The sequence below is a fragment of the Streptomyces sp. NPDC053665 genome (genome assembly GCF_055585285.1).
Genome location: NZ_JBVJKK010000003.1, coordinates 771,051 through 785,090 on the forward strand (window position 1 = coordinate 771,051; position 14,040 = coordinate 785,090).

The following is a 14,040-nucleotide window of genomic DNA, read 5'->3' on the forward strand; positions in this document are numbered from 1 at the left end:
GCACGGGCGCAGAGGCCGGCCCCGGCCCGTCTCTGGCCCGCCTGGCCGGGCGCGACGCGGAGGGCTAGCGTGTGACCCATGGGCTTACCGGGGGAGCACCGCCGCCGTGCGCGGCGCGCGGCGGTGATCGTGTGGGTGCTGCTCGTGGCCGCGGCGGGTGCGCTGACCCTGTGGATGCGGGATTCGGCGGAGCCCGCAGGGCCGTACGTCTGGGAGGACACCGAACCCGGGGAGACCTACGACCTGCCGCTCTGCCCGACGCCCGACGCGGGTCGGCCCGCTTCCTGCGCGTACGCCGACCCGCGCTGACGTCAGGCCGTCCGCGGGGACCGGGAGCGCACTGCGCCCGTCGCCGGATCGCGGGACGTCAGGCAGTACAGGCCGCCCGCCGGGTCGCGCATCACCGTCCAGCCGGAGAAGCCCGACACGAAGACCGCCCCGAGGGCTTCGTGCCGCGCCCGGGTCGCGGCCGGGTCCGCGCAGGCCAGGTCGAGGTGCGCGGAGACCGGCCGCTCCTCGTCGAGGCGCTGGAGCAGCAGACGGACCGGCAGACCGGACGGCGGCTGGACCACATGGAACTCGGGGAGGGACCCCGGCCGCGCGTCCCAGCCGGCCAGCAGCGCGCTCCAGAAGGCGACTTCGGTGCCGTACAGGGAGGGCGGGACGTCCAGGCACACCTGGTCGAGCCGGCTCCCCTGCACCACGTCCGGCCGTGACGCCTGGCCGCGCCACGGGTCCGCGCAGAACAACTGGCCGCCCGGTGAGCGCAGTACGACGAGCGACCCCAGGTCCGTCACCACGCTCGCGCCGAGCCGCACCGCCGCGGAGGCGAACTGAGCCACGTCGTCCACGCAGAAGTCGAGATGCGCGCCGCCCGGCCCCGACTCCACCGCCTGCGCCTTCACGTACGCGTCGGCATCCTCCGGGAGAAGGGTCACGAACTCCTCGTGCTCGCCGCGCAGTTCGGACAGCCGGGTGTCCGTGACCGCCGTCCAGAAGTCACAGGCGGCTCGGAAGCCGGAGCGGGGGCGGTCGATGAAGGCGTAGGTCCAACGGATCGTCATGGGCGCGATCGTAGAGGGCCCGCCACGGCCACCTGCGTGAACCTTGCGTCTGCTCCGCCTCGCCGGTCCCGCCCCCCGGCCCGGACTTGTTTGCATGCTGCGATGGACCACATCACGTTCCTCGTGGCAGCCGTGATCATCACGGCACTCGTCTTCGACTTCACCAACGGATTCCACGACACGGCGAACGCGATGGCCACCTCCATCGCCACCGGCGCGCTCGCTCCCCGGACGGCGGTCCTGCTCAGCGGTGTCCTCAACGTCGCCGGTGCGTTCCTGTCCACCGAGGTCGCCCGGACCATCTCGGACGGCATCGTGGACGACGGCCTCGTCACCCCCGGCATGATCTTCGCGGGGCTGGTCGGGGCGATCCTGTGGAACCTGCTGACCTGGCTCCTCGGGCTGCCGTCCAGTTCCTCCCACGCCCTCTTCGGCGGGCTGATCGGGGCGGTGTGGGCGGGAGCGGGCAGCCAGGGGGTGCACGTCGGCAAGGTCGTCGAGAAGGTCCTGGTGCCGGCGGTGGCCTCACCGCTGGTGGCCGGGGTCGCGGCGCTGCTGGCCACCGGCCTGGCCTACCGGCTCACCCGCCGGGCCCGCCCGGAGACGGTGGCCAGGGGCTTCCGGGTCGGCCAGGTCGCCTCCGCCTCGCTGGTCTCCCTCGCCCACGGCACGAACGACGCGCAGAAGACCATGGGCGTCATCACCCTCACCCTCGTCTCGGCCGGGGCGCTCGGCGCCGACGCCGGGCCGCCCCTGTGGGTGGTCGCCTCCGCGGGGCTGGCCATGGGGCTGGGCACCTACCTCGGCGGCTGGCGGATCATCCGCACGATGGGCCAGGGCCTGGCGGACATCCGCTCGCCCCAGGGCTTCGCGGCGGAGACCGCCTCCACGGCCGTCATCCTCACCTCCGCCCACCTCGGCTTCGCCCTGTCCACCACGCAGGTCGCGTCGGGCAGCATCCTCGGCGCGGGGCTGGGCCGCCGGGTCGCGGAGGTCCGCTGGGGCGTGGCGGGACGCATGGTGGTCGCCTGGACGATCACTCTGCCCGCGGCCGCGCTGATCGGCGGCCTGGCGGCCGCCGTCGTCGGCTTCGGCGGCGACCTCGGTACGGCCGTCGTGGGGCTCACCGGCGCCGCTCTCGCCGCCGGCATGGTGCTGGTCGCGCGCCGCAGCCCGGTCAACGCCCACAACGTCAACGACGCGCACGAGGTCCCGCTCCGCGGCGACCGGCCGGCGAAGGCCGGCTCCGCCGCGTGAGGCGCACGTCAAGCCGTGCGTGAGGCCGCAGGTCAGGCCGTGTATGAGGCCGCAGGTCAGGGCCGTGCGCGAGGCCGCACGCCAGGCCGTAGGCCAAGCCGCATGTGAGGCCGCAGGTCAGGCCGGGCGCGAGGCCGCAGGTCAGGCCGTGCCCGAGGCCGCACGCCAAGCCTTACGTAAGGCCACACGCCAAGCCGCCCGTGAAGCCCCCCCGTGAAGCCGCACATCAGGCCGTACGCACGGCGAAGGGGCCCGGCCGCCGATCCGGCCGGGCCCCTTCGCCGCAGGTGGCGATCAAGCCTTCTTGGTCTCCCAGAAGATCTTGTCGATCTGGGCGATGTAGTCCAGCGCCTTCTGGCCGGTGGCCGGGTCGGTCGACGCCTTGGCGGCCGAGAGGGCCTTCAGGGTGTCGTTGACCAGCTGGTGCAGCTCCGGGTACTTCTCGAAGTGCGGGGGCTTGAAGTAGTCGCTCCAGAGCACCGAGACGTGGTGCTTGGCAAGCTCCGCGCGCTGCTCCTTGATGACGGTGGCGCGGGCCTGGAAGTGCGGGTCGTCGTTTCCGGCCATCTTCTCCTGGACGGCCTTGACCGACTCCGCCTCGATGCGGGCCTGGGCGGGGTCGTAGACACCGCAGGGAAGGTCGCAGTGCGCGCTGACCTTGACCTTGGGTGCAAACAGGCGGGAAAGCATGGAGCATTCCTTCCTCGTGATCGTCTTCTCACAGGGGACATTACTCCGTGACGGAGGGGTTTTCGCGAGTGCCCCCTTGGGCTTAGGACAAAAGTCCGGGGTGAGACTGAGACTGGTGGAGGAAAGAACCGGGGAGGTGTCGGGTGATGCCGGAGCTGTCGCAGGAGTCCGAGCGGGGAAGGCCGGCCCCGCCCTTCGGGGTCGCCGAGGTCACGGGTCCCTCCATGGTGCCCACGCTGTACCACGGCGACCGGCTCCTGGTGCACTACGGCGCCCGGATCCGGACCGGTGACGTCGTCGTGCTGCGGCACCCCTTCCAGCAGGACCTGCTCGTGGTGAAGCGGGCCGCCGGGCGCCGCGGCGACGGCTGGTGGGTGCTCGGCGACAACGCCCACGCCGGCGGCGACAGTACCGACTACGGCGTGGTGCCTGACGAGCTGGTGCTGGGCCGGGCCCGGTTCCGCTACCGGCCGCTCAGGTCCGGCCGGCGCTCGCCCCGGGCGCTGCTCGGCTGGGTGCTGTCCGCCGCCAGGCCCGTCGTCTCGGGCAGGCCGGGCCTGGCCGTCTCCAGGCGCTTGCGGGCCCGGTAGGCCGCCACGTTGGCCCGGGTCGCGCAGCGGTCCGAGCAGTAGCGCCGGGAGCGGTTGGTGGAGGTGTCCAGGTAGGCGTTGCGGCAGGGGGCGGCCTCGCACAGGCCGAGGCGGTCCACGCCGTACTCGGTGAGGTGGAACGCCAGGCCCATGGCGGCGATCGCCGCGTAGCCGGCCGTCGCGTTGGACGGGTGGTCCGCCAGGTGCATGTGCCACAGGGGGCGCCCGTCGTCGTCGCGGACGTCGTGCCCGGAGATCTGGGGACTGACCGGGAACTCCAGCAGCAGGGAGTTGAGCAGGTCGACGGCGAGCGTCTCGTCGCCGGCGTCGGCCGCCTCGAAGACCGCGCGCAGCCGGGCCCGGATGGAGCGGAACCGCGTCACGTCCGCCTCCGTGGCACGACGGGCCGCGGACCGGCTGGTGCCGAACAGGTCGCGAACGGCCTCCACCGACGTCAGGGCGTCCTTGCCCCGGACCGGCTCCTCGGTGTTGACGAGGCGCACGGCGTAGTCCGAGTAATAGGCCAGTTCCACTTGTAGTCCTCACGCAGGGCTTCATCGTCGGGAGCGTGCACGGGTAAGAGCTGATGGAGCTTCCAGGGTATTACGAGGGAGGGGCTCGACGGCGTCTCGGACACTTGCCGCCGGGCCGGGCCGGGACGTGCGAAGGGGCGGTACGGAGACTCCGTACCGCCCCTTCGCCGTGTCCGGGGTCAGAGCACCTTGGACAGGAAGGACTTCGTCCGCTCGTGCTGCGGGTTGGTCAGCACCTCGCGCGGGTGGCCGGACTCGACCACCACGCCACCGTCCATGAAGACCAGGCTGTCGCCCACCTCGCGGGCGAAGCCCATCTCATGGGTGACGACGACCATCGTCATGCCGGACTCGGCGAGGTCGCGCATGACGTCCAGGACGTCACCCACCAGCTCCGGGTCCAGCGCCGAGGTCGGCTCGTCGAACAGCATCAGCTTCGGGTCCATGGCCAGGGCCCGCGCGATCGCGACGCGCTGCTGCTGGCCGCCGGAGAGCTGGGAGGGGTAGTTGCCCGCCTTGTCGGCCAGGCCCACCCGGTCCAGCAGTTCCAGCGCACGCTGCCGGGCCTGGCCCTTGTTGGCGCCCTTGACCTGGACCGGTGCCTCCATGACGTTCTCCACGGCCGTCATGTGCGGGAACAGGTTGAAGCGCTGGAAGACCATGCCGATGTCCCGGCGCTTCAGCGCGACCTCGCTGTCCTTCAGCTCGTAGAGCTTGTCGCCCTTCTGGCGGTAGCCCACCAGCTCACCGTCGACGTAGAGGCGGCCGGCGTTGATCTTCTCCAGGTGGTTGATGCACCTCAGGAAGGTCGACTTGCCGGAGCCGGAGGGGCCGATGAGGCAGAACACCTCGCCGGACTTCACCTCCAGGTCGATGCCCTTGAGCACCTCGACCGGACCGAAGGACTTGTGGACGCCCTCGGCCTTCACCATGGCGGTCATGCGGTGCCTCCCGTCGTCGACGAGCGGTTGGACAGGGACAGCACGTTGGCCTTGATCTTCTGGAACGGCGTCGCCGGCAGCGACCGGCTCGAACCGCGTGCGTAGTAGCGCTCCAGGTAGTACTGGCCGACGCTGAAGATCGAGGTCAGCAGCAGGTACCAGGCCGCGGCCAGGAAGAGCATCTCGGCGGGTGCGCCGGAGGTCTGGCCGATGTCCTGGGCTGCGCGCAGCAACTCGGGATACTGGACGACCGAGACCAGCGAGGTCGTCTTCAGCATGTTGATGACCTCGTTGCCCGTCGGCGGCACGATCACGCGCATCGCCTGCGGGATGACGATCCGGCGCAGCGTCGTGGAGTGGCTCATGCCGAGCGCGTGGGACGCCTCGGTCTGGCCCTCGTCGACCGAGAGCAGGCCGGCCCGGCAGATCTCCGCCATGTAGGCGGCCTCGTTCAGGCCGAGGCCCAGCAGCGCCGTCAGGAACGGGGTCATGAAGTCCGACCACTCGTCCTTGTAGAACGGCCCGAGGTTGATGTACTCGAAGACCAGGCCCAGGTTGAACCAGACGATCAGCTGGACCAGGACCGGGGTGCCGCGGAAGAACCAGATGTAGAACCACGCGATCGACGAGGTCACCGGGTTCTTCGACAGGCGCATCACGGCGAGCAGTACGCCGCCGACGATGCCGATCGCCATGGACAGCACGGTCAGCAGCAGCGTCTTGCCGACGCCGTCGAGGATGCGGTCGTCGAAGAAGTAGTCCGGGATCGCGCCCCAGTTGATCTTGCCCTGGGAGAACGCGTAGACGATGCCGCCCAGCAGGGCGAGGGCGACGACGGCGGAGACGTACCGGCCGTAGTGCCGGACCGGGATGGCCTTGATGGCCTCCGGTCCGGCCGGGGGCGTGTCGCCCGCCGTCTTCTCGATGTCAACAGTCACGGGTAGTGCCTTTCAGTGCCGCTGCGCTGCGGTCACTTGCCGCCGTTGATGGTGGCCGCGTCGATGGAGCCGTCGGTGACGCCCCACTTCTTCATGATCTTCTCGTACTCGCCGTTCTCGATGATGGCGTCGAGCGCGGCCTTGAGCGCGTCCCGCAGCTGCGTCTGGTTCTTGGCGACCGCGATGCCGTACGGAGCGGCCTCGACCTGCTCGCCGACCAGCTGGAAGTCCTTGCCGCCGCCGGAGGTCTTCACCGCGTACGCGGCGACCGGGAAGTCGGACGAGCCGGCCGCGGCACCGCCCGCGCGCAGACGGGTCTGGGCCTGCTGGTCGTTGTCGAAGGCCTCGATGGCGATCTTCTTGCCGGCCGGGCACCTCTTCGACTCCGCCTTGGCGAGGTCCTCGGAGACCGTGCCGCGCTGGAGCACGATCTTCTTGCCGCACAGGTCCGACCAGGTCTTGATGCCCTGGTCGTCGCCCTTCTTGGTGTAGATCGACACACCGGCGGTGAAGTAGTCGACGAAGTCGACGCCCTCGCCGACCTTCTTGCCGGTGTCGGAGTCGATGCCCTCCTGGCGGTCCTTGGTGTCGGTCATCGCGGACATGGCGATGTCGTACCGCTTGGACCGCAGACCCGTGATCAGCGTGTCGAAGGTGCCGTTCTCGAACTGGAAGTCGACACCGAGCTGCTTGCCCATGGCGGCGGCGACGTCCGGGTCGATGCCGACGACCTTGCCGGAGCTGTCCTTGAACTCGACCGGGGCGTAGGCGATGTCCGAACCGACCTTGATGACGCCCTTGTCGCGGATGGCCTGGGGCAGCTTGCCGGCGAGCGGGGCGGTGGAGGCGGTGTCGCTCTCCGAGCCGCTGTCCTTGGTCTGGTCACCGCATCCGGTGAGCATGAGCGTGCCTGCGACCGCGATCGCACCGACCGCTGCTAGCCGGGAGCGGGCGGCGGTCGTACGACGGGTGGAGCTTGCGGTCATGGTGGGTTCCTCCGGCGGATGGGTGGAGTTGCCGATGGGGCTGCGCGCCGCCGATGGGACCGGCAGCGCATGCACTGCCGACGGTGCCGGCAGAGCCGTGGGTCGACGGGAGCACACGTCTTCGAGTGTCGCGACCTCGTGTGATTACGGCATCTTGCCATTCGGACTGCGCCATTCTGGGGGCCAGCCATGTCAAAATCGGATAACGGGCGATCCCCGAACCGCACCACTCCGGTACATCACGGCCGGACCTTCTGTGGGAATCTTTCGTTCCGGCCGGAAGATCTTCGGTACATCCCAGGATTTCGAGACGGGGTCCATGGGCTTCGCCGCCGCTTGAGTGGTTCTCCCTGGTTTGTCCAGGCCTTGTACCGATATTGGACGAAGAGTCAGGGCACCGTCATGTGACCTTGGCGTTATGGACTCGTCCCAGGTGCCTTCCGTCCGGTAAGAAGGGTCTTCACACCCCTCATCCGGGGCTCAGGGCGCGTGTGCGGCGCGCCCGTCGCGTACGCGCCCGTACGTATCACGTACACAGCACGACCACGGCCGTACGCGGTCCCGCCCACCCCTCACCAGGAGTGGCCACCCTCAAACCGATGAAGATTTAAGGGGTAAAAGAAAGTGGCAGCGGAGATCGTCAATCCTCGCAGCGAGAGCAAGACCGGCGATACGGATCCCGAGGGCGGTGCGGAGCCCCTCGACTCCTTCGATCCGGCGTTCGCGCTGCACCGCGGCGGCAAGATGGCCGTGCAGGCCACGGTGCCGGTCCGCGACAAGGACGACCTGTCCCTGGCGTACACGCCCGGCGTCGCGAAGGTGTGCAGCGCGATCGCGGAGCAGCCGGACCTCGTGCACGACTACACGTGGAAGTCGTCGGTCGTGGCCGTCGTGACGGACGGCACGGCCGTTCTGGGGCTCGGTGACATCGGGCCCGAGGCCTCCCTCCCGGTGATGGAGGGCAAGGCCATCCTGTTCAAGCAGTTCGGCGGTGTGGACGCCGTTCCGATCGCGCTGAACTGCACGGACGTGGACGAGATCGTCGAGACGGTGGTGCGCCTCGCGCCCTCGTTCGGCGGAGTCAACCTGGAGGACATCTCGGCGCCGCGGTGCTTCGAGATCGAGCGGAAGCTGCAGGAGCGGCTGGACATCCCGGTCTTCCACGACGACCAGCACGGCACGGCGGTCGTCACGCTCGCCGCCCTGCGCAACGCCGCCCGGCTCAGCGGGCGGGCGGTGGGCGACCTGCGGGCCGTCATCTCGGGCGCCGGCGCGGCCGGTGTCGCGATCGCGAAGATGCTGGTCGAGGCCGGCATCGGGGACGTCGCGGTGGCCGACCGCAAGGGTGTCGTGTCGGCGGACCGCGAGGACCTCACGCCCGTGAAGCGGGACCTGGCCGGGTTCACGAACAAGGCCGGGCTGACCGGGTCGCTGGAGTCGGCGCTGGCCGGTGCCGACGTGTTCATCGGCGTGTCCGGCGGGACCGTCCCGGAGTCCGCGGTCGCCACGATGGCCGAAGGCGCCTTCGTCTTCGCCATGGCGAACCCGAACCCCGAGGTCCATCCGGAGGTCGCGCACAAGTACGCGGCGGTCGTCGCCACCGGGCGGTCGGACTTCCCGAACCAGATCAACAACGTCCTGGCGTTCCCGGGGATCTTCGCCGGCGCCCTGCAGGTGCGGGCGTCCCGGATCACCGAGGGGATGAAGCTGGCCGCCGCCGAGGCGCTGGCCGCCGTCGTCGGGGACGATCTGGCCGCCGACTACGTCATCCCGTCGCCCTTCGACGAGCGTGTCGCACCCGCCGTGACCGCGGCGGTCGCGGCGGCGGCCCGCGCGGAGGGCGTGGCCCGGCGCTGACAGCGCCGACCGTGCCGTGAGGTGACCCCGTCCGGGTGCGGACGGGGTCATTTCTTTGCCGAGCGGTACGGCCGATCGGGTGGAGCAGGCCGGTCCCGACCGATGCGGTGCCCGTCCTGCGCCGTCCGCCCGTGCGGGTTCCGTGTCCTCGCGGGGTGCGGGCCCTGCCGCGGTGGCTGCGGGCACCTCCCTCGGGCTCCTGGCAAGAGGGTGTGTCTCACAGGGCGGTGTGGTTCCTTCGCCACGGCCGGGAACCTATCGTCAAGGTCATGTTCGCCGTCTACGCCGCCCGAATCGACCGCGACCAGCCGCTCTCCGGCCTGGAGTCGGGGGAGCGTCCCGCCCCCGGGGCCCGTCCCGGCTGGAGCACCGTCAACGTCAAGGCCGCCTCCCTCAACCACCACGACCTCTGGTCCCTGCGCGGGGTCGGCCTCGCCGAGGACAAGCTGCCGATGATCCTCGGCTGCGACGCCGCGGGCGTCGACGAGGACGGCAACGAGGTCGTCCTGCACTCCGTCATCGGCCAGAGCGGACACGGGGTCGGCCCGAAGGAGCCCCGTTCCATCCTCACCGAGCGCTACCAGGGGACGTTCGCCGAGCAGGTCGCGGTGCCGACCTGGAACATCCTGCCGAAGCCGAAGGGGCTGTCCTTCGAGGAGGCCGCCTGCCTGCCCACGGCCTGGCTGACCGCCTACCGGATGCTGTTCACCAACGCGGGTGTCCGGCCGGGCGATTCCGTGCTCGTCCAGGGCGCCGGCGGCGGTGTCGCCACGGCCGCCATCGTGCTGGGCAGGGCCGCCGGCCTGAAGGTGTTCGCCACCAGCCGCGACGAGGCCCGGCGCAAGCGGGCCCTGGAGCTGGGGGCCGTGGAGGCGCTGGAGTCCGGGGCACGGCTGCCCCAGCGGGTCGACGCCGTGATCGAGACCGTGGGGGCCGCCACCTGGTCGCACTCGGTGAAGTCGCTGAAGCCGGGCGGCACGCTCGTCATCTCCGGCGCCACCAGCGGCGACCGGCCCTCGCACGCCGAGCTGACCCGGATCTTCTTCCTGGAGCTCAAGGTCGTCGGCTCCACGATGGGCACCAAGGACGAGCTGGAGGACCTGCTGTCCTTCTGCGACACCACCGGTGTGCGGCCCGTCATCGACGAGGTGCTGCCCCTGGACCGGGCCCGCGAGGGCTTCGAGCGGCTGGCCGCGGGTGAGCAGTTCGGGAAGGTCGTGCTGACCAACCCCTGAGGGGACTCCGCGCGCAGACGCGCTGTTCGACGGCCGGTCCGGAAACGGGCCGGCCGTTTCGCGTGTCAACCGGGGTTGACGAGCACGGGGTGTCAACGTAAGTTGACGTCATGACCGAAGCGACCGATCTGGCCGAGCGGGCCGGTGACCGGGACCCGCGGGTCGGCCTGCGGGCCGTCGCCGCCCTGCGCCGGCTACTGGAACAGCTGGAGGCCGTGCAGGTGCGCAACGCGCGCAACCAGGGCTGGTCCTGGCAGGAGATCGCCACCGAACTCGGTGTGAGCAGGCAGGCCGTGCACAAGAAGTACGGGAGGCATTGATGTTCGAGCGGTTCACCAAGGACGCGCGGGACGTGGTGAAGGGCGCGTTCTCCCATGTGGAGGGCGGACGGAGCGTGGAGCCGGAGCATTTGCTGCTGGCGTTGCTCGACCGGGAGGGCAGCCGCGGGTCGTTCGCTCTCGCGGCGCTGGGCCTCGGGGAGGACCGGGAGCCCGTGCGCGAGGCACTGCGGGAGGCGCGGCGACGGGCCGGGCTCTCCCGCGCCGAGAGTGACGCGCTGGCGGGGCTGGGTATCGACGTGGCCGAGATCGTCGCCCGGGTGGAGGGCGTGCACGGAGCGGGGGCGTTGTCAGGCGACCCGAAGGACCGGCGGTGGTGGTCCGCCGGGCGTCCCTCCTTCGGCCGGGGCGCGAAGGACGTGCTGGAACGCTCCCTGCGGGCCGCGCTGGCACAGCATGACCGGCACATCGGGGACGAGCACATCCTGCTGGCCCTGACCACCCGCCCGGGCGTGCCCGCCGAGGTCCTCGCCGACCACGGGGTGACGTACGCGTCCCTGGTGCGGGTGCTGTACGGGGGTGGCGGCGAGGCCAAGGCCGGCTGAGCGGGGGCCGGTCACCTCCTCGGGGAGCGCAGCAGCGCTCCTATGTGGGCCGCCGCCGTCGACAGGTGGCGGCGGGCGTCGCGGAGCTGGTCCGGCGTCACGCCGTTGTCCCGGGCCGCGTCGCGGATGTCGTCCCGGAAGCGGTCGAGCAGGCGGTCCAGGTCGCGGGCGGGATCGCCGGTGGAGTCCGCCGCGTCCTCATGGGCCCATACGGGTTCGTAGGCCGCCGGGAAGTCCTGCGCCGGTTGCTCGTGCGCCGGCTGCTCGTGCGCCGGCTGGTCGCGCGCCGGGTCCGGGGCGGGTGGGGCGGTCCTGCCCGTGCCGGACCAGTCGAAGCCGAAGTCCTTGCCGTAGTCCTTCCCGAACTCGCCCATCTCCTTGACCAGTTCGCTCAGGCCCTCGCGCAGCCCGGCCGGCCAGTCACCGCGGGCGAAGCGGTCCTGCACCTGCTCCTGGACCCGGCGGGTGATGCGCTGCATCTGCTCCTGGGCCTGGGCCCGCGCCTGCTCCTGGGCCTCCTTCGCCTGGCGGCGGGCCCGCTGGGCGTCCTCGCGGGCCCGGCGGCTCTCGTCCTTGGCCCGCCGGGCCTGCTCCTTCCACTCCTGCCGGGCGCGGCGCATCTCCTCCTTGGCGATGCGCCAGGCCTCCTTGTCGCCGAACGGCGGGACGTCACCGGGGGAGGTGCCGCCCTCCGTGCCGCCCGCGCCGGGGCCCCGGCGCGCCTCCGTGGCCGCCGCGCGCATCTCGCGGCGCAGGTCGCCCGCGGCGCCGCGGACGTCCGCCTGGATCTCGGCGGCCAGTTCCGCGACCGACTCCCGGATCTCCAGCTCCAGATCGGCCAGTTCACCGCTGCGGTCGGCGAGCTCGGCGCGCCCCGCGTCCGTGATCGAGTAGACCTTGCGGCCGCCCTCGGTGGTGTGGGTGACCAGGCCCTCGGCCTCCAGCTTGGCCAGCCGGGGGTAGACGGTGCCCGCCGACGGCGCGTACAGCCCCTGGAAGCGCTCCTCGAGAAGGCGGATCACCTCGTAGCCGTGGCGCGGGGCCTCGTCGAGCAGCTTCAGCAGGTAGAGGCGGAGGCGGCCGTGGGCGAAGACGGGGGGCATGTCAGAGCACCTTCTTGTCGGTCGAGCCGTCGGTCGAGCCGTCGGCCGGGGCGCCGTCGGCGCCGGTGTCCCGGCCGGAGACGGAATTGTCTCCCGAGCCGGCCGGCGTCCCGCCCCGCGGGTCGGCGGGCGGGGTGCCGGGCCGGGCGTCCGCGGGAGCGGTGTCCTCGTCCTCCCGGGCGGGCCGGCGCAGCAGGGCGATGGAGCCGGAGACGGTGGTGGCCCGCAGCCTGCCGGTGCCCGCGCCGAGCCTGCCCGCGATCTTGTGCGCGCCCCACTGGCCGTAGACCCGCAGGCCCTCGAAGGCGTTGGAGATGGCGCCGCTCGCCGTGTTCGCCTCGACCTCCGCGTCCGCGGGGTACGGCAGGCGGATGGCGATCTCGCCCGAGACACTGGTCAGCCGCACGTCCGTCGGGCCGTCCGGGTCGAGGTCGACGATCATGGAGCCGCTGACGGATTCGGCCCGCACGGAGGGCCCGGACCCCTCGACCACGGTGAGATCGCCGGAGACGGAGTTGAACCGGAGCTCGCCCGTCACGTCCTGGGCCTCCAGGCTCCCGGAGACCGTGTCGGCGCGGACCGGGCCGGACAGGCCCACCAGCGTCGTGTCGCCGGTGACGCCCTTGACCACCGACGGGCCGCGGAGGCCGGAGACCACCGCCGCCGCGCCGACCACGCCCACCTCGACGCGGGTGCCGGCCGGGACGGCCAGGGAGACCACCGCACTGCGCTGCCAGCCCTTGCGGTCCAGCCACTTGAGGAAGCCCTTCCAGGGCAGGTCCTCGTACGCCACGGTGAGGGTGCCGTGCTGCTGGGTCACCACCAGGGGCGGCCCCTCGATCTCGGAGACCTCCAGCCGGGCGGAACCCTCGTCGGTGCCCACCACGTTCACCGTGCCGTTGACCACGCGCACGTGGAGATCGCGCACGGGCTCGTCGAAGGTGAGCTTCACCGGTTCCGTGACGGACCACTCGGGCATGGCAGACCTCCCTGACGGGACGCGCCATATCGCGTCCTCTCGCATTCACGATATATCGCGGTAGAGGAAAGTCAAGACACCCGTTGTGTGGACGGAGGGCAGCCATAAGTGCTCACAGGTGGGCAAATCGCCCTACCGTGGGACCATGCCGACGGAAGCCGCCCCTACGGGCTCTGCCTCTGGGGCGCTGCTGCTGTGCCGGGCGGCGCCCTCCGCCGTCGCCGCGGTGGCCCCGCTGCTGCGCGAACCGATGCAGCTGACGCGCGCGGGCGACGGGTGGAGCGTGCTCGTTCCCGAGGGCGGCCCCTGGCGGGACGGCGACGAGCCCGTCGACCGGGTGGTGACCGGCTGGGCCGGTGCCCTGGCCGTCGGTGCGCCGTGGCCCGTGCTCGCGCTGTGGTGGGACGCGGACCACGCGGGCTTCACGCTGGCCACCGGGTTCTGCCGCCCGGTCGGCTTCGTCTGGCTCTCCCGCGGCGTCCCGGTCGGGGAGGACGAGGCGATGCGGACCTTCGCCGCGCGGGTGGGGCTCGACCCCGTCCTGGACGTCCAGGCCCTCGACCGGCTGACCGCACCCGACACGACGGCCGACGCCCGCGCCCGGCTGCGCGGCCTGCTGGCGGTCCTCACGCGCGTGGGCGTCTCGATGCCCCCGGAACTCGTCCCCGGGCTGCCCGCCGACCGCCTCCGCGAAGCCGTCGCGGTCCTGCCGGACAGCCGCCGAGTCGAGTGGCCCGGCCTGCGCGAGGCGGTGGGGGAGCGCGGCGCCGTCACGCACAACCGCCCGGGTGCCTGGATGCCCTGGACGGGCGGCCCCGCGGCGCACGTCCTCGCCCTGGCCCAGATCGCGGCGGGCGTCCCCCTGCTGGTCCGGGGCCTGCGCCGGCCCGGCGGACGCTGGGGCTGGGTCACGGCCGGCGCGCTGCTCCTCGCGCACGGCACCGCGGGGCTGGCCTACCGGGTGACCCACCCGCGCGACTGAGG

The 14,040-nt window shown here is 71.8% G+C and carries 15 protein-coding genes and 1 pseudogene; 8 read left to right on the forward strand and 8 right to left on the reverse strand.

Annotation, left to right across the window (positions count from 1 at the left end; translation table 11 throughout):
- The first annotated feature begins 78 nt into the window (after nucleotides 1-78).
- Nucleotides 79-309, forward strand: coding sequence for a hypothetical protein (locus ACZ6ZN_RS16480; protein WP_469646718.1), 231 nt, complete (start codon nucleotides 79-81; stop codon nucleotides 307-309).
- A gap of 2 nt (nucleotides 310-311) precedes the next feature.
- Here the strand turns inward: ACZ6ZN_RS16480 and ACZ6ZN_RS16485 are convergent, their stop codons facing one another.
- On the reverse strand, nucleotides 312-1,064 hold the full coding sequence (locus tag ACZ6ZN_RS16485) for a VOC family protein (protein ID WP_469646721.1): 753 nt from the start codon (nucleotides 1,062-1,064) through the stop codon (nucleotides 312-314).
- A gap of 102 nt (nucleotides 1,065-1,166) precedes the next feature.
- Here ACZ6ZN_RS16485 and ACZ6ZN_RS16490 point away from each other — a divergent pair, with 102 nt between their 5' ends.
- Nucleotides 1,167-2,321, forward strand: a complete 1,155-nt coding sequence (locus ACZ6ZN_RS16490) for an inorganic phosphate transporter (protein WP_469646723.1) — start codon at nucleotides 1,167-1,169, stop codon at nucleotides 2,319-2,321.
- A gap of 294 nt (nucleotides 2,322-2,615) precedes the next feature.
- Here ACZ6ZN_RS16490 and sodN read toward each other — a convergent pair whose 3' ends face one another.
- Nucleotides 2,616-3,011, reverse strand: a complete 396-nt coding sequence (sodN, locus tag ACZ6ZN_RS16495) for a superoxide dismutase, Ni (RefSeq protein ID WP_004983535.1) — start codon at nucleotides 3,009-3,011, stop codon at nucleotides 2,616-2,618.
- A gap of 224 nt (nucleotides 3,012-3,235) precedes the next feature.
- Here sodN and ACZ6ZN_RS16500 point away from each other — a divergent pair.
- Nucleotides 3,236-3,409, forward strand: a pseudogene (locus ACZ6ZN_RS16500) (S26 family signal peptidase); the annotation flags it as partial.
- A 65-nt stretch (nucleotides 3,410-3,474) separates the two neighbouring features.
- Here the strand turns inward: ACZ6ZN_RS16500 and ACZ6ZN_RS16505 are convergent.
- From ACZ6ZN_RS16505 to ACZ6ZN_RS16520, 4 genes are all read right to left on the reverse strand, one after another.
- Nucleotides 3,475-4,134, reverse strand: coding sequence for a CGNR zinc finger domain-containing protein (locus tag ACZ6ZN_RS16505; RefSeq protein WP_451876154.1), 660 nt, complete (start codon nucleotides 4,132-4,134; stop codon nucleotides 3,475-3,477).
- Between the two features lie 179 nt (nucleotides 4,135-4,313).
- Nucleotides 4,314-5,075: an amino acid ABC transporter ATP-binding protein gene (locus tag ACZ6ZN_RS16510; protein ID WP_398106600.1), complete on the reverse strand. Its 762-nt coding sequence runs from the start codon at nucleotides 5,073-5,075 to the stop codon at nucleotides 4,314-4,316.
- Nucleotides 5,072-6,013 (reverse strand): amino acid ABC transporter permease, encoded by a 942-nt coding sequence (locus ACZ6ZN_RS16515; protein WP_469646727.1) that lies wholly within the window; start codon nucleotides 6,011-6,013, stop codon nucleotides 5,072-5,074. The genes ACZ6ZN_RS16510 and ACZ6ZN_RS16515 overlap by 4 nt, the downstream gene beginning before the upstream one ends.
- 32 nt (nucleotides 6,014-6,045) lie before the next feature.
- Nucleotides 6,046-6,999, reverse strand: a complete 954-nt coding sequence (locus ACZ6ZN_RS16520; protein ID WP_469646730.1) for an ABC transporter substrate-binding protein — start codon at nucleotides 6,997-6,999, stop codon at nucleotides 6,046-6,048.
- 624 nt (nucleotides 7,000-7,623) lie between these two features.
- Between ACZ6ZN_RS16520 and ACZ6ZN_RS16525 the strand changes: the two genes are divergently transcribed.
- From ACZ6ZN_RS16525 to ACZ6ZN_RS16540, 4 genes are all read left to right on the forward strand, one after another.
- Complete coding sequence (locus ACZ6ZN_RS16525) at nucleotides 7,624-8,856, forward strand: NAD(P)-dependent malic enzyme (protein WP_469646732.1); 1,233 nt, start codon at nucleotides 7,624-7,626, stop codon at nucleotides 8,854-8,856.
- 269 nt (nucleotides 8,857-9,125) lie between these two features.
- Complete coding sequence (locus ACZ6ZN_RS16530) at nucleotides 9,126-10,091, forward strand: zinc-binding dehydrogenase (RefSeq protein WP_469646733.1); 966 nt, start codon at nucleotides 9,126-9,128, stop codon at nucleotides 10,089-10,091.
- 110 nt (nucleotides 10,092-10,201) lie between these two features.
- Entirely contained in the window at nucleotides 10,202-10,411 is a 210-nt protein-coding gene (locus ACZ6ZN_RS16535) for an HTH domain-containing protein (protein WP_003992902.1), read from the forward strand.
- Nucleotides 10,411-10,974, forward strand: a complete 564-nt coding sequence (locus ACZ6ZN_RS16540; RefSeq protein WP_469646735.1) for a Clp protease N-terminal domain-containing protein — start codon at nucleotides 10,411-10,413, stop codon at nucleotides 10,972-10,974. The genes ACZ6ZN_RS16535 and ACZ6ZN_RS16540 overlap by 1 nt, the downstream gene beginning before the upstream one ends.
- Before the next feature lie 11 nt (nucleotides 10,975-10,985).
- Here ACZ6ZN_RS16540 and ACZ6ZN_RS16545 read toward each other — a convergent pair whose 3' ends face one another.
- Together ACZ6ZN_RS16545 and ACZ6ZN_RS16550 are read right to left on the reverse strand one after the other, a co-directional pair.
- Complete coding sequence (locus tag ACZ6ZN_RS16545) at nucleotides 10,986-12,077, reverse strand: PadR family transcriptional regulator (RefSeq protein WP_469646739.1); 1,092 nt, start codon at nucleotides 12,075-12,077, stop codon at nucleotides 10,986-10,988.
- A gap of 1 nt (nucleotide 12,078) precedes the next feature.
- Nucleotides 12,079-13,056: a DUF4097 family beta strand repeat-containing protein gene (locus tag ACZ6ZN_RS16550; RefSeq protein ID WP_469646742.1), complete on the reverse strand. Its 978-nt coding sequence runs from the start codon at nucleotides 13,054-13,056 to the stop codon at nucleotides 12,079-12,081.
- Nucleotides 13,057-13,201: 145 nt separating this feature from the next.
- Here ACZ6ZN_RS16550 and ACZ6ZN_RS16555 point away from each other — a divergent pair, with 145 nt between their 5' ends.
- The gene (locus tag ACZ6ZN_RS16555; protein WP_469646744.1) at nucleotides 13,202-14,038 is read left to right on the forward strand and encodes a hypothetical protein; all 837 of its coding nucleotides are present in this window, start codon (nucleotides 13,202-13,204) and stop codon (nucleotides 14,036-14,038) included.
- Nucleotides 14,039-14,040: the final 2 nt, after the last annotated feature.